The following is a 15,552-nucleotide window of genomic DNA, read 5'->3' on the forward strand; positions in this document are numbered from 1 at the left end:
CAATTATGCATATAAATTATATTAAGCTTAGATCATAGCTAAAAAATGCGCCAGACTCTAGAGTCTGGCGCATCTTTATATTGAGCTATAAATAATAGTAAATTTACTGATAAAAATTATTTATTTAAACGGCTTTCGATTTCATCAGCTGTCATGTAACCGCCCAGATATTCACCATCTGCATTGTAGATTGCAGGGGTACCATTTACGCCCATTCTTAAACCTAAAGCATAAAGGTCACGGACTGGGTTTTTACATGTTGCAGGTGGAAGGGCAGTACCTGCAATGGCTTGATTGAATGCGCTATGGCGATCAGCACTACACCAAATGCTTTCCATGGTTGGAATAAACTGTTCGCCACGAGGCCAAGGGATATAGCGTATTTCAATACCTTTTGCGGTGATTTCACCAATATGTTCATGCAGTTTATGGCAATACGGGCAGCTTGCATCGGTAAACACATAAATCACATGTTTAACTTTACCTTGTGCTGGATAAACCAAGAGGTCTTTAACATTTAAATCAGCAAAGTGTTTTTTATTTTCAGCTGCTTGAAGTTTGTCACCGATACTACTGAGTTTTTCACCGCCTAAACGAATCACATCACCTTGGATTAAAAATTTACCGTCAGCAGTGGCATAGACTGAACTCATTCCTTCCATGCTGATCCAATACAGATTTGGCATTTCAGTCGGTTTAGCATCCAAGATTTTAGCATTCACGCCTGCTTTCTTGAAATTGGCTTGTAGTGTTTGGATGAGGCGTTGTTTAGCGTCACGTTCAGTTAAATTTGATGCCTCACCAGTTGCGGGTGCTGTTGCAGTCAAAGTGTCATCTTTTTTTGAGTCTGGCGTTTTTGAACAAGCACTCACTGCCATCGTGCTTGCAATCAGACAAGCCAACATCAATTTTGAACGATTCAATTGCATAAATAACTCTTTTATGTTTCTTCAGCATTATTGTGTGGGGAATTAGCATAGCAAAAAAATCAAAGCCATACTTTAAAACTTGATTAAGGGATGTAAATTATCAGTATTACTTCCATTTGAAAATCTTATGCGCGTGGGTGATATTTTTCATGTAATTGCTGCATACGCACCTGTGCCACATGAGTATAAATTTGAGTGGTGGATAGATCACTATGCCCTAAAAGCATTTGCACCACACGCAAATCAGCACCATGGTTGAGTAGATGTGTTGCAAAGGCGTGGCGGAGTGTATGTGGTGATAACTCTGCTTGAATGTTTGCTTGTAAAGCATAGCGTTTGATGGCATACCAAAAGTTTTGCCGACTCATGATGCCACCATGCTGGGTTAAAAATAAGTAATCGGTTGCTGATTTATACAGCTGCGGTCGAGAGATATTTAGGTATTGTTCAACCCATTCACAAGCAACCTCACCTAATGGGACCAATCTTTCTTTATTTCCTTTACCTGTAATTCTTAAATAACCCTGTTTTAAATTGATCAAATCGAGTCTTAAATTTAAAAGTTCTGATACACGCAATCCACAAGCATAGAGAACTTCAAACATGGCTCTGTCACGTAAGCCCAATGCTGTACTTATATCAGGTGCTTGGATCAGCGCCTCTACATCTTGCTCAGATAGATCTTTAGGCAATGCTCGTCCAAGTTTGGGAGTTTTATGCATGGCAACTGGATTATCTAAACGAATCTTTTGCTCACGTAAAAATTTAAAAAATGAACGGAGTGCTGAAAGTGAGCGTGCAATCGAGCGTGGGCTTTTACCTTGCTTGGTCAATTCTATGAGGACATCGGAAATATCGTCATGTGTCCAATCGGGTAAATAAGTATTTACACATTCACTACATTGGATTAAGTCGGATAAATAGGCATTTCTTGTATGCGGACTGACCGTTTGAGCAATTAAATAATCACGAAAACCTTGTAAAAAGCTTAAATTTTCAGGAATGGCAACTGCAGTTGGAATACGTGGTTTCTTATTTAACATGGTCTTAGCAAAGTTTAAAGCGTCTCTGTGAGATGAATGTAGACTAAAAAAATAAAGAAGTCGAATACCTAAAGTGAATGAGAATTGTAATGAACCTTACTTGGTAATTATTCTCATTTGTATGTATAATAAACTATATATCGTATTCATTTTAGGGTTAATTGCAGTGCGTTTGTCAGACTTGAAAGTAAAGCAAACTGCCATTATCTCAAAGGTCAGTCGCACCTCAGAAGATAATGTCAATCAGCCAGATTTAGTGGCAAGCCGTTTGGAAACACTAGGTTTTGTGCCTGGCACACGTGTACAAGTGATCACAAAAGGGATTTTTGGTGGTGATCCTATTTTAATTCAAATTGGTTTTACTCGATTTGCTTTACGTAAAGTGGAAGCGCAGAAAATTGAAATTCATCAGGCATTAGAAGGGGCTTCCGCATGAGCGAAACTTTACGTATTGCTTTAGTGGGAAATCCTAACTGCGGTAAAACTTCTCTTTTCAATCACCTTACTGGAACACGCCAAAAAGTTGCCAACTATGCAGGGGTGACTGTTGAACGTAAAGTTGGGGCATTTAATTTACCTTCAGGTCGCGCGGTTCGTGTTTTAGATTTACCTGGAACGTATAGCTTAAATGCAACAAGTCCAGATGAAGCCATTACCCGTGATGTGGTCTTGGGTAAAATTGCAGATGAACAAGATCAACAAGCGTTTTTATGTGTGGTCGATGCGACCAACTTAAAATTGCATTTAGGTCTGGTTCTTGAAGTGATTGAACAAGGCAAACCGATTCTACTTGTATTAAACATGATGGATGAGGCTCGTCGCCGTGGTATGCAAATCAACACTCAGAAACTATCACAACGTTTAGGTATTCCTGTCGTTGAAACAGTTGCTGTGCGAAATGCAGGAATTGAAAATCTGATGGCGGCTTTAGAAGATGAGAAATTCCGTACCCCAAGCGCAGAATTGAGTGATGTGAAGCTTTCAGGTTCTAATCATGAAAAAATCGACCAAATCTTAAAGGATGTGGTGGTTTTTGTAGATCATGAAGATAAACGTACTGATTTTCTCGATAAAATTTTCCTGCATCCTGTTTTAGGGCTTCTAAGCCTTGCACTCATGATGTTTGTCGTGTTCCAAGCCGTTTTTGCTTGGGCTGCACCATTTATGGATGGAATTGAAGAATTCTTTGCGTGGTTTGGTGAATGGATTGGACAATTTATTTCACAGCCATTGCTCAATAGTTTGGTGGTCGATGGTGTGATCGCGGGGGCAGGTAGTGTGGTGGTTTTCTTGCCACAGATTCTGATTTTATTCTTCTTTATTTTGGTCTTAGAAGAATCTGGGTATTTGCCACGTGCTGCATTCTTGTTGGATAAACTGATGTTTAAAGCTGGCTTAAGTGGTCGAGCTTTTATCCCATTATTATCAAGTTTTGCTTGTGCTGTACCGGGTATTATGGCAACACGAAGTATCAGTGATCCGCGAGATCGTTTGGTCACCATATTGGTTGCACCACTGATGACATGCTCTGCACGTTTACCTGTATATGCTTTGTTAATTGCAGCATTTATTCCTGAAAAAATGGTTTGGGGCTTTCTGAACTTACAAGGCTTGGTGCTGTTTGGTCTGTATATGGCAGGCATTGTCAGTGCACTGATTGTTGCAACTGTACTGAAATTTTTCCAAAAGGATAAATCTCAACATGCGTTATTGATGGAATTACCAAGTTATCGTATTCCTGATATAAAAAGCGTTTGGATTGGGTTATTGGACCGTGCCAAGATTTTCTTAAAGCGTGTGGGTGGAATTATCTTCGCTTTGTCGATCTTGTTATGGTTCTTGTGTACTTTCCCTCAACCGCCTGAAGGCGCAACTTTACCTGCGATTGACTATTCATTTGCAGGGATGCTTGGGCATGTCATGCAACCGATCTTTGCACCATTAGGTTTTAACTGGCAGATTTGTATTGCCTTAATTCCAGCGATGGCTGCACGTGAAGTTGTTGTTGCTGCATTGGGTACGGTTTACGCATTGTCAGCAGCAGATGATGATGCTGTTGCTCAAGGTCTATCTCATTTGATTAGCCAAGGTGACTTGAGCTGGACAGTGGCAACAGGGTTATCATTACTGGTGTGGTTTATCTATGCACCTCATTGTTTGGCGACATTGGCAACAGTAAGACGTGAAACAGGTTCGTGGAAAACTGTGGCAGGTATGACCATATATTTATTTGGTCTGGCATATTTTATGGCATTCCTGACTTATCAAATTGCATCACGCTATTTTGGTCTATAAGGTGAATTAAAAAACCTTAAACCTTTGAGCTAAAGGAGTTCGAGATGATTGAATCATTGATTGTTGCGGTATTGGTGATATGGAGTGCGATCTTTGTGTTTAAGAAGGTATTTCCTAAGTCGGCATATTCGGTATTTTCTAAACTGTCTCAATTCTTTCAAGCGAGAGGTTGGACGCGTTTAGCACAATGGACTCAGCCTGCAATGGTGAGTGGTTGTGGTGGTGGATGCGGTTGTAGTACAAATGAACCCGAAACGACTAAAAAATCAGAAGTGCAAGCAGTTAAATGGAAATAACTTAATCTGTATGTTCTCTTGAACCATTTCAAAGTTTAAGAGTCATTTTGGCGAAATAAAGAAGCCATTTTCAATTGAGAATGGCTTTTTTTATTGGTCTTATCTTGACCTGAGTTTGATGTAATTAAATTCTCAAATCATTGAAAAATAATAAATTTTTTATGTGGCTTGCTGCGTTTTTATCAAATTTTAGGATGAGGAGCGGAGCTCCGCAAGCGCAACCATCAATAGCGTTTTATTTCTCTTGATCAATAAAATGAAAGCGATCAATAGATTGTTTGATGATCTAGAGCTTGCACTGCCACGCTTTAGTGCTAAAGTTTAGGCTATGCCTCACTTTTCAGAGATGAAAAGTGACAAAAATCTTTCGTTGAGCGAGGGGTACATCCTCATACCCCCGCTCAACATGGCGACATTCATGTCGCCTCAAGATCGCAAGACCATCGATGATTCAAAAGTACAAAATAAATGAGTCATCCAAATCACTTGTATGAATAATCAGGCGGTTTGGCTGTATCATCTTTCATCAAGGATTTTTATCGAACTCAGGTTATCTTGTTCTATTTAGGGTTGAAAATATTCAATCAAATCATTGTTTAATAACTGTATAACATAATGATAGAACGAGACTATTTTCATCATAGTGCGATTGAATACTGAATGTTTAAATACACTGATTTGAACAATAGTTCATCACTATTATTAGCTATGTGTTTCTTCCTCAGTATCATCTTCAAAAGTTTGAGCAATTTTTTCAATATTCAAACTTTTTGCCATGGCATCAAAAATTTCTTTATAAGTGCCATCTTGACGGTAAAGCTCATGATGTTCGCCATGCTCAACAATTTGACCATCCTTCATGACATAAGTGTAGTCAGCATCAATAATTTGCGAAAGACTATGTGAAATCATGATCACTGTCCGTCCTTGTTTGATTTCGTCCAAACTTTGCTTAATTTGTTCAGCCGCGATTGCATCTAAACTTGCTGTAGGTTCATCTAAAAAGATAATGGGTGGATTTTTAAGAAACATACGGGCAAGTGCAATGCGTTGTTGCTGACCACCTGATAACAATAAAGCATCAGCTTCGTAGGCATGTGGCAGTTTTAAAATCTGTTCATGAATTGAAGCTTTTTTTGCAGCTTGTATCACTTCCTCATTACTGGACTGAGGTTTGCCATAACGAATATTTTCTAAAATAGAACCCTGAAAAATATGATTTTTTTGTAGCACTAAACCAATATGTTCACGGAGGTAGTGGGTGTCAATTTCTTCTAAATCAATCCCATCCAGTTTGATACAGCCTGCATTCGGAAGATAAAATTTGTCTAATAAACTGATCAGTGTAGATTTTCCTGCGCCTGATAAGCCCACCAATGCAGTGATTTTATTAGGTTGTATGGTCATGTTGATATGATGCAAAGCCTGATAACCATTGGGATAGGTAAAATCGACATGTTCAAGTTCAAATTTGCCTAGAATTTTAGGTTGTCGTGAGCCACTGGCTTCGATCTCATTGTCCGCTTCTAATATATTAAAGAAGCTTTCGGAGTAAATCATTGCCGAGTTAATTTCATCATAAATACGATGTAAAGAACGAATAGGTGCAGAGACATTATTAAACAACAACACGTGGTACATGATCATACCGATACTCATTTGACCATCTAACACAAAATAAGCTGTTAAAATGATGATGAAAACCACACCCACTTGTTCAATAAACGTTTTCAAACCATCAAAAAGATAGCTGGTTTGGCGGGTTTGCATTTGATTTTCGGTGAGTGATTTTTGTAGATTCAACTGTTTGGTTGACTCAACACTTTCTTTATTAAAGGATTTAATGACAGTAATTGAATTGATAATACTGAGAATGCCTTGATTCTTTTTTTCAAAATTATCGCGCAATGCACGCCGTTTACCAGACAGTTTTTGTGACTGTTTAAAGGTCAACCAGAAGTAAATAGGAACAATAATGGTAGCAACTAAACCGACCCAAAAATTGGCATAATACATTAAAGCTAAAGCGATAATTGCGCTGCTAAATAGCGGTAAAATATCAATAAAAAAGATTTGTACAAGACGAGTCAGTGAGCTGACTCCACGATCAATACGTGTTTGTAATTTCCCTGCTTGATTATTCTGTTGATCGAAAAAAGCCAGTCTATAGGTAATGAATTTCTCAATGATTCCTTGTGATAGGTCTTGCGAAATTAAAATCCTTAGCTTTTCACCAAATGACTTTTGCCCAAATTGCACAATGGCATTGATGATCTCCTTTCCCAATAAAACAAGGCTAATGGTGATAATGATATGCCAGCCATCCGCCAACCCTTGCCCTGCTTGAATCAGCTGATTGATACTGTCTACGGCATATTTAAGGGTCAGTGCATTGACCTGTGCAGTCAGTGAGCCGATCAGTGTTAACAGTAAGGTCACGATGACGAGCCAGCGATAGGGACGTACAAAGGGGCGTAGTTTTAGAAATAATTGCCATAAATTCATAAGTTTTTGCTTTTTAGGTTTCCTTTTAGTCTAGAACTGAATAAATTTTGTCACAAGTACTTCATGTGTTTTGAATTGTGAAGCGCTAAAGTAAACTTTAAGTAGACATGGGTATGATTGTTTGGTGATGAATTTAGAACTTTTTGAACCTGAAGCGAAAGATAATTTACTGCCTTGTGATGGGGAAGTGAAGGATTTTGGCTTGATCTTAGATCATGAACAGAGTCAAAAATATTTAGTTTATTTCTTACAGCATTTGGCTTGGCAGCACGATGAAGTGTATTTGTATGGGCAATATTATCAAACTGAGCGTAAAGTGGTGTGGTATGGCGATGATCATTATCAATATCATTATTCAGGCATGGCAAAACAGGCACATGTTTGGAATCCCGCATTATTCCGACTAAAGCAACATATTGAGCAATTGACTGGGTATACTTATAATTCATGTCTTGCCAATTTATATGAAAATGGCACACAAGGCGTAGGTTGGCACAGTGATGATGAGCCTTCTTTGGAGTCGCCAGAAAGAAATGTTGTGATTGCCTCACTGAGTTTTGGTGCAACACGAAAGTTTAGTTTCAAACACAAATGGAAAGCTGAAAAGGTAGATTTAAGCTTACAAAGTGGACAGTTGATTGTGATGCAAGGAAGGACACAACGTTATTGGAAACATATGCTCGCCAAATCTACACGTGTGGTGGAGCCACGGGTAAATTTGACTTTTCGCTATTTTTATCCAACTAAATCGCAGTAATGATATTTACGAATTAATGGTTTTTTTATCTCAACGAATACTTGTTAAAGTGGATAAAGTTTGTCATCAAACTGTTCTAGTTTTGGAAATTCTAAAGCTTGTAACTGTTCTAAATTCTGCAAATGTTGCTGATATTGTTGTAATAATTGCTGGCGAGCTTCATCGGTAATATAGGGTACATGATAGGCAATAAATGGAGGCAGCACCTCAAATCCAACATAAGCCAGTGTGCCACGCTGAATAGGAAGCAATAAATCGTCTATAGCGCCATGAATTGCGTTTTGCCCAAACATATGGTCACGACCACCGAGGGTAAAACTGAGCATTGCTTTTTTGCCTAACATACCACCACGATTATAAAAACGTTTACCACCGTAAAAAATACCTGAAACAAAGACTCGATCAATCCATCCTTTTAAAATGGCAGGTACAGAAGTCCAATACATGGGAAAACTGAAAATTAATAAATCTGCTTTTTGCACTTTTTCAATTTCAATTTGAATGTCTTGTGCAAGATCATGGGTTTTCGATGCGTGACGTTGTTCTAAAGCATAATTCAAATATTCTTGGTTGCTTCGACTATCAAAGTCTGCTTGAGATGCAACGGGATTAAAGTTCATTGCGTATAAGTCTGAAACTTCTACATGATGTCCTAAATTATGTAGGGTATCAACAGCATGATCCTTTAGTGCTGTGGTAAACGAAAGTGGTTCAGGGTGAGCGTGAACGATAAGAATATTCATAGCAGTCCTTGAAAAATAATGATGATTTTATTGTTTGATATTTGGATTATTTCTAAAAAAGCATGATTCGCCAATCACCTGAATTATTTTTTTTAGGTCATCAGGGTAAATCAAATTTTTAATACAAGTGGTCTAATCATAAATAAACCAGTACGCATAAAAAAAGCCTATGTTTAAGGGCATAGGCTTTCTTACTCTGAGGAGGCATTGTCTTCTAAAAAACAATGCCAAAATATCATGGATTACTGAAGAACATAATCATATTATGAGAATGTAAAAACATTATCAAGAGAGAAAAACATTACAAAATGTTAAATTATCAATTTATCCCTTCTTGTGGATGAAAGGCAGAAAGTTGATCATTGGCAGAAAGAGCCTGGTAACGTTTTTCGATTTGAGTGGCTGAATCTTGTAAGGTTTCAATCAGTTTTTGAGTATTGACGTATTCAAAACGATTTTTAGAGGCAAGTACAGTAAGCGCTAAAGGTGCTTCTTTGCTTGAGAATTTAACGGGAATAGACAGACCTGAAACATTAGGATCTAATTCACCTTGCGAAAAATAGAAGCCTTGTTTTTTGATTTTTTTCATTTTATTGATAAAGGTTTCAGCATTTTCAGCAAAATTGACCTCTGCCAGTTGGGTCGCAAAACGATTGTAATAGTCATGAATTTTTTGCTTAGGTAAATGGGCAATGATCACTTTGGGTGATGAACCCATAAATACTGGACGAGGACAACCACGCCCATAAGATAATAACGTTTCATCACGATAAACCTCATGATGAACATCGATACAGTAGTCATCATTTAAATGTGTCAACAGGCAACACAGTTCTGTACGTTCTGAGATTTCCTGCATAAATGGCTTACTGATACGCACCAATGGATCTGTCGTTCTAGAAATATAATCCATGACTGCAATTTTAGGACCCAGTGTATAGTCACCTGAGGTTCCATTTAAACGTTGCAAAATATCAGCCGACACTAATTCTTTCAAATAACGATAGCTGGTCGGTTTCGATAGACCAAGCTCTTCACAAATCACATCGACATTAATTACTGGGCGAGACACCGAAAATAAATCTAAGACGGTGAGAATTTTGCCAAAACTTGAAAGTGCCATTGATGACCTACTCAATAAGTGAGAATCAAAAAATAAAAAATTAATGTTACTTTATAACAAATTGTTCAAGAAAAAACAGCCGAATTTGCAATGTAATTGCAAATGATTCTAGATTTATTACTTTAGTGCTAATTTTGAGAAAATGCACTACATTTAAGCAATGATTTAAACTATATTGTAGTTCATTATCAAAATAAGATATTTTTATTGACTTATTTGAGGTTTTTTGAAAAAATTGTCTACATGAATATCCAATGACGAAATTTATCTGTTGAAAAATAGTTTAAATTTTGAGCATAAATTTTCATTGTCAATTGAGTCTTTCTCTACTCAATGGTTGTACTGAGCAAAATCCTAAATTTGTTCCTCTATTCAGTTTTTATTCATCACACTGTTTATTTCTTTAAGCAGTGCGTTTTTTTGGTCGTGAATAAAACAAAAGATAAATCGTACAGCTCAAAAACCAACATTATTCAATCATCGTGAGTCGCAAACATGTTATTAATCAAACCACTATTGGCTTTTAGACCCAATAAACTGGATTGGATTTTTGCGACTAAAACATTTATTGCTGGCATGTTGGCGTTATATATTGCGTTTGAACTCAACCTCAGTTATCCCATTTGGGCGATTGGTACAGTTTTTGTGATTGCCAATCCGTATTCGGGAATGCAGGCATCTAAAAGTATTTATCGGATTTTAGGGACCTTGTTTGGGGCTATTTTTGCAATTGCCGTGATGCCTCATTTGGTCAATACGCCGTGGTTATTTACTTTTGTCTTGGCAGCTTGGGTAGGGTTGTGTCTTTATTTGTCTTTAATTGATCGCTCACCACGCAGTTATGTGGTGATGTTGGCAGGATATACCGCAGTTATTATTTGTTTTAACTCAATTTTTTACATCGATACGGTTTCAATTTTTGATATGGCAGTGGGGCGATTTTTAGAAATCTCCTTGGGTGTTGTGTGTAGTGCAGTTGTCTCAGCAACGATATTTCCCATGCATATTGGACCTGTTATTCAAATGCGTGTATCTAAAACCATGCAAGACACCAAACAGGCATTTGACTCTATTTTGTCAGATGCTCAACATTCTGAAAATTATACTCAGCTCTTGGCAAATATCACACGTGACACCACTGATATTCATACCATGGCGGTGCATTTAAGTTATGAAACATCTAAATTTAAAGGGATGACCAAGCCATTACAGGAACTATTGCATCAAGTGACAATGTTGGTGGCAAATTTGGTCGCGATGTCTGAAAGAATGAAACAGTTGGATCAAATTGATCTGAACTATCGTCCGTATTTGCAAAAGTTTCATCGTAATGTAGATGACTTTTTAGACAATGAACGTGTCATTCTTGAACATCAGCTAAAACATTTACCTGAGCATTTTGAGTCTGATTTTCAAGCCATTGTTGATCATGCATCTCCTGAGCAACACATTATTTTGGGCAGTTTGAAAATGGATATTCGTCATTTTATTCAAAATGTTCGTGCGGTGAAATTGATTTGGCAATGTATGCAACGGGGAGACAATACCTTACCAGAATCCATTACACCATTAACCACCACCTATCCAAGTTTGCATCGTGATTATGGTGTTGCTGTTCGAGGTGGAATTTCTGCATTTCTTACCACCTTACTTGCTTGTACATTCTGGATTTTAAGCGGTTGGAAAATGGGCTTTATGTTGGCTGAGATGGCGGCAATTACTGCCTGTATTCTGACATTCATGGATGATCCTGTACCTGCATTAAAAATTTTTATTCGTGCCAGTGTTTATGCTGCATTTCTGGTTTTTATTTATGCTTATGGCATTTTTCCTCATGTGACCGCTTTTTGGGAATTAGCTATCGTATTGGCACCTTTCATTATGTTTTGTGTGATGTTGTATTTGCATCCACCTTTACATGCACTGGGTTTGCCGCTGATCATGAGTACTGTCATGGGATTGAATTTACAAAACCGCTATATGATGGATCAAGTCACCTTTTTCGATGCTTCAATTGCAACGGTGATTGGACCGATTATTTCAGTTTGTGTCATGCAAATGGTCCGTTCGATGTCACCTGAAATGACCGTAAAACGCATGTTGACCTTACACTATAAAGCGATGCGTGAAAGTATCACGATGCCTTATGGTACAGGCTTTAGAATTCATTTAAGAAGTATTCTCGATCGTATTGGTGTTTTAAATACCAAGCAGATTCAGTCAGAACAACTCAAAGTAGAAATTAATAACGCATTAATTGAATCAAGTGCTGCAATTGATTTAACTCGTTTACAAGAGCTGGTGCAAAAGCTTTCTCCGGAATCAGCAAGCACAAGATCGATTGTCAAATTACAAGATTTGCTTGAACGGTGGTGGACGGAGAAAAAGCATAGCCAATCTACCGATCATATAAAACAGCAATTGATCCAACAATTTGATCAAGTGATCGATGATGTGCAAGCCGTTGGTGATGAAGACATTCGACATCGTATTGAAATTTCAGTGAATAATATTCGAAGCAGTATGTGTCATATTCAACAGGCTGAGCGACAGTCTTCTATACCTTTACTTGGAGCATAAATATGGGTGAGCTAAATATTTATGGTGTTTATGTCCCAATATTTTTAATCCAAGCTGTGGTGGCTTTTTTGATTTGGAAAATTGTTTGTATTGGTACAGATCGCTTGGTTGAAAAAGAATGGATTGCATTGCCAGGCATCTTCAATATCTGTACCTATTTGATTTTATTGTGGTCAATACATTGGGTTTTTATTCAGATCACGACTTAGCGTCTATAGATTGTTGGTTTTAAAGTTTCAGGTTTTAAAAATTTAAGTTTAATGATTGGATTTGTGAAATGAAAACGTTTGATATACGTAAGGCTATACGCCCAATATCCTTAGCTATTGTAATCATTATTGCGATACTTTGCGCACGACATATTTGGAATTATTACAATGCTGAGCCATGGACACGAGATGGTCGTATTCGTGGAGATGTCATTCAAGTATCGTCTGATATTGCTGGATTAGTCACAGAGGTGATGGTTCAAGATAACCAAACAGTGAAAAAGGGACAGGTGTTATTTAAAATTGATGTGGCTCGTCAGGCTTTGGATGTTGAGCAGGCCAAAGCCGATCTCGCCAAAGCACAATCTGGACTTGCTGAAGCGGAAGCTGCACTTGCTGAGGCAAAAGCCAATATTGTGAAGTCGAAAGCCAACATTAATCTTGCTGATAAAAATGCACGCCGATATTCGGATTTAATGGATGGTGCAATTTCTAAACAAGAGCAAGATCAAATGTTTGCGACACGAGATCAAACTCATGCTGAGCATCAACAACTTGAAGCTGCTGTGCAACAGGCAGAAGCCAGTATCAAGCAACAAAAAGCCTTGATTGAAGCTGCAAATAGTAGTGTGCACCTTGCTCAACTGAATTTACAACGTTCAGAGGTATTGGCGCCTGCGGATGGAACATTATCCAACTTCGATTTACGCGTCGGAAACTATGTCAAAGTTGGTCAAGCTGTTGCGGCCTTGTTAGATCGAAAACAATTGTATGTGGTTGGTTATTTTGAAGAAACCAAGCTTAATAAAATTCATTTGAATGATCCAGTAACTGTACAGTTAATGGGTGATTCCATCAAATATAAAGGGCATGTTCAAGGTATTGCATCTGGGATTGAAGACCGTGAGCGAACCACTTCTTCAGGATTGTTGGCGAATGTGAATCCAACGTTCAGTTGGGTACGTTTAGCACAGCGTGTTCCTGTTAAAATTGTTTTAGATGATGTTCCGCATGATTCATTGGCATTTGTTGCAGGGCGTACAGTGACAGTACATATTTTGGAAAAAGCTAAGAAATGATCAATTTCAGTCATTAAACTTTAAATTTTAAACCCATCAGATGATGGGTTTTTTTTATAGATTCAAATCTGCCATTGCAGGCATATCGATTTCTTTTACACAACTTGCTTTGCTGGTTGATAATATAAATTGAATGGCAAGCACTACGTCTTGCAAAGGGATTAGTTGAGCATCACTCTGTAAAATTACTTCATCTATGGGGGTGCTGATATCAAATTCCGTGGCCAAATAACCTAAGTTTAAGATGCTAATCCCAATTTGATCTTTGCGTAATGTTTCACGTAAAGCATGTACAATCCCTCGTAAAGCAAATTTAGTGGCAGAGAATACCACTTCTTTTCCAGAATGGTTATCAAGTCCCCATGTGGAACCAATTAAGATGATTTTGGCATTTGCAGAAAGGCGTAAATTTTCTAGTAAGGACTGAATTGCCAAAATGCAGGATTGAATATTGGTCTGAACTAAATTGGAAATTTCTAAATCTGAACATTGTTCAAATGCATAATCTGTATCAAATGCTTTTTCTTCCCAAATACCGACATTGTAAATCAGATAGTCGACCGTTTGACGCTGGATTTGATGTTTAACAGTATCTCTTGCTTGTTCAGGTTGAGCAAGATCAGCACAAATCCAATGAAAATTTGGCAGATCTGATTCAGGTTTTGAACGAGAAACGCCAAAAACCTGATCTTGTCTTTGCGGAATTGTTTGTAAAAGGGCTTGCCCTAAGCCCTTACTGACACCATAAATTACAAAGGTCTTTGACATTTAAATGACTCAAATTATGGCGTAATCCCTTCAGGATTTCGATACCAGCTTTCGATAAATAATGCAGCTGCGATACTGTCAGCGGCTAATTTTTTTGCACGCCCCTGAGCTTGATAATGTTCAAGTTCATCTCGTGCTTCACGGGTGGTCAAACGTTCATCAACCATAACTGTTTCAATATTAGTTTGATGGCGTATGCGCCGTGCGAATTTACGTGCTCGGGTTGATAATTCAGATTCAGAATCATCCATATTGAGCGGCAAGCCGACCAAAAATAAATTTGGTTGATGTTGTTTAACGATTTTTAACAGCTCATCCCAATTGGGGATGCCATCTTTCATCGGGAAAAGTGCAAGCGGTGTTGCACTTTCAATGAGAGATGAACCCACCGCCATGCCCATTTTTTGTGTACCAAAATCAAATGCAATAATGAGTTGCGGTGAATTTAAATCAGGCATGTCCAATCTCAGAAGCTAACCAAGTACGATCAATGCCTATTTTACGATAAGCTGCATCCCAACGGTCGGTATAAGGTAAATTAAATACCAGATCCATATCTGAGTCACAAATCAACCAATCTCCACGAGCAATTTCTTCTTCCAATTGATTTTTAGTCCAACTGGCATAACCCAAAGCAATTTGATAACGCCCGACACCTTCATTATGGGCAATCGCATCTAAAATATCTTTACTGGTGGTGATACAAAGATTTTCACCGACTGCAATTGAAGAATGCCAAGTCGGTTGTCCAGTATGCAGAACAAAGCCTGCTTCTGGGCGTAAAGGACCCCCTTGTAAAACTTCATGTGGATGGACATTATCTGCTGCGATGTCTAAGTCATTGAGCAATTCTTTGACTTGAATGCCAGAAGGGCGATTGATAATAATCCCTTGTGCTCCATCTCCATCATGGCGGGCAATATAAATTACGGTATTCGCAAAGAAATCATCCGCAAGATCAGGAGGGGCGATTAGGCAACGATGAGAAAGATATTGTTTGGTCACCGATATGCAGCTCCTTGTCGAACTCAGGTTAAATATTTTAATTTTGAGAAAATCTATAACTATATAAATAGCACAATTAATATCAATAGGTTGTGAATATTTCAAAAGCCTACAAAAACAGTGAGGTTTTGCAATGGATTTGATGAAAAATTAATCAAAAACATGCTTTAAGTTAAATGCTTCTCAATTGAGGAGCATTTATATGGTCGCTCCAAATCAT

Annotated in this window: 15 protein-coding genes; 7 read left to right on the forward strand and 8 right to left on the reverse strand. The window is 38.0% G+C overall.

Going from position 1 to position 15,552, the window contains the following annotated elements; translation table 11 throughout:
• Positions 1-116: 116 nt before the first annotated feature.
• The gene (locus AAV97_RS04250) at positions 117-929 is read right to left on the reverse strand and encodes a DsbC family protein (protein ID WP_004826328.1); all 813 of its coding nucleotides are present in this window, start codon (positions 927-929) and stop codon (positions 117-119) included.
• 125 nt (positions 930-1,054) lie between these two features.
• Positions 1,055-1,972 (reverse strand): site-specific tyrosine recombinase XerD, encoded by a 918-nt coding sequence (gene xerD, locus AAV97_RS04255; RefSeq protein ID WP_046759910.1) that lies wholly within the window; start codon positions 1,970-1,972, stop codon positions 1,055-1,057.
• A gap of 166 nt (positions 1,973-2,138) precedes the next feature.
• Between xerD and AAV97_RS04260 the strand changes: the two genes are divergently transcribed.
• Genes AAV97_RS04260 through AAV97_RS04270 form a run of 3 tightly spaced genes read left to right on the forward strand, consistent with a single transcriptional unit; the run spans position 2,139 to position 4,563 of the window.
• Positions 2,139-2,408 carry a FeoA family protein gene (locus tag AAV97_RS04260; RefSeq protein WP_010591216.1) on the forward strand — a complete coding sequence of 90 codons (270 nt, stop codon included), beginning with the start codon at positions 2,139-2,141 and terminating at the stop codon, positions 2,406-2,408.
• Positions 2,405-4,267: a ferrous iron transport protein B gene (feoB, locus tag AAV97_RS04265; protein ID WP_046759911.1), complete on the forward strand. Its 1,863-nt coding sequence runs from the start codon at positions 2,405-2,407 to the stop codon at positions 4,265-4,267. The genes AAV97_RS04260 and feoB overlap by 4 nt, the downstream gene beginning before the upstream one ends.
• Before the next feature lie 44 nt (positions 4,268-4,311).
• Positions 4,312-4,563: a DUF6587 family protein gene (locus tag AAV97_RS04270; RefSeq protein WP_042088576.1), complete on the forward strand. Its 252-nt coding sequence runs from the start codon at positions 4,312-4,314 to the stop codon at positions 4,561-4,563.
• Positions 4,564-5,265: 702 nt separating this feature from the next.
• On the opposite strand, the gene AAV97_RS04275 is transcribed toward AAV97_RS04270, so the two are convergent.
• Positions 5,266-7,068, reverse strand: a complete 1,803-nt coding sequence (locus AAV97_RS04275; RefSeq protein ID WP_046759912.1) for an ABC transporter ATP-binding protein — start codon at positions 7,066-7,068, stop codon at positions 5,266-5,268.
• Between the two features lie 127 nt (positions 7,069-7,195).
• Between AAV97_RS04275 and AAV97_RS04280 the strand changes: the two genes are divergently transcribed.
• Entirely contained in the window at positions 7,196-7,825 is a 630-nt protein-coding gene (locus tag AAV97_RS04280; RefSeq protein WP_046759913.1) for an alpha-ketoglutarate-dependent dioxygenase AlkB family protein, read from the forward strand.
• 44 nt (positions 7,826-7,869) lie between these two features.
• Here the strand turns inward: AAV97_RS04280 and AAV97_RS04285 are convergent, their stop codons facing one another.
• Positions 7,870-8,568, reverse strand: coding sequence for an NAD(P)H-dependent oxidoreductase (locus AAV97_RS04285; RefSeq protein WP_046759914.1), 699 nt, complete (start codon positions 8,566-8,568; stop codon positions 7,870-7,872).
• 319 nt (positions 8,569-8,887) lie between these two features.
• On the reverse strand, positions 8,888-9,691 hold the full coding sequence (locus AAV97_RS04290; protein ID WP_009584423.1) for an IclR family transcriptional regulator: 804 nt from the start codon (positions 9,689-9,691) through the stop codon (positions 8,888-8,890).
• Positions 9,692-10,186: 495 nt separating this feature from the next.
• Between AAV97_RS04290 and AAV97_RS04295 the strand changes: the two genes are divergently transcribed.
• From AAV97_RS04295 to AAV97_RS04305, 3 genes are all read left to right on the forward strand, one after another.
• Positions 10,187-12,271 carry an FUSC family protein gene (locus AAV97_RS04295; protein ID WP_046759915.1) on the forward strand — a complete coding sequence of 695 codons (2,085 nt, stop codon included), beginning with the start codon at positions 10,187-10,189 and terminating at the stop codon, positions 12,269-12,271.
• Positions 12,272-12,273: 2 nt separating this feature from the next.
• Entirely contained in the window at positions 12,274-12,480 is a 207-nt protein-coding gene (locus tag AAV97_RS04300; RefSeq protein WP_004826348.1) for a DUF1656 domain-containing protein, read from the forward strand.
• Between the two features lie 68 nt (positions 12,481-12,548).
• On the forward strand, positions 12,549-13,559 hold the full coding sequence (locus AAV97_RS04305; RefSeq protein WP_046759916.1) for an HlyD family secretion protein: 1,011 nt from the start codon (positions 12,549-12,551) through the stop codon (positions 13,557-13,559).
• Between the two features lie 54 nt (positions 13,560-13,613).
• Here the strand turns inward: AAV97_RS04305 and AAV97_RS04310 are convergent, their stop codons facing one another.
• From AAV97_RS04310 to AAV97_RS04320, 3 genes are read right to left on the reverse strand one after another with little or no spacing between them, the layout of a single operon-like run.
• Entirely contained in the window at positions 13,614-14,327 is a 714-nt protein-coding gene (locus tag AAV97_RS04310) for an SDR family NAD(P)-dependent oxidoreductase (protein WP_046759917.1), read from the reverse strand.
• Positions 14,328-14,341: 14 nt separating this feature from the next.
• The gene (ruvX, locus tag AAV97_RS04315; protein WP_009584400.1) at positions 14,342-14,785 is read right to left on the reverse strand and encodes a Holliday junction resolvase RuvX; all 444 of its coding nucleotides are present in this window, start codon (positions 14,783-14,785) and stop codon (positions 14,342-14,344) included.
• Complete coding sequence (locus AAV97_RS04320) at positions 14,778-15,332, reverse strand: YqgE/AlgH family protein (RefSeq protein WP_004826354.1); 555 nt, start codon at positions 15,330-15,332, stop codon at positions 14,778-14,780. The genes ruvX and AAV97_RS04320 overlap by 8 nt, the downstream gene beginning before the upstream one ends.
• Positions 15,333-15,552: the final 220 nt, after the last annotated feature.

The organism is Acinetobacter sp. Ag2 (genome assembly GCF_001005515.1).
Taxonomy (GTDB): Bacteria; Pseudomonadota; Gammaproteobacteria; order Pseudomonadales; family Moraxellaceae; genus Acinetobacter; species Acinetobacter bereziniae.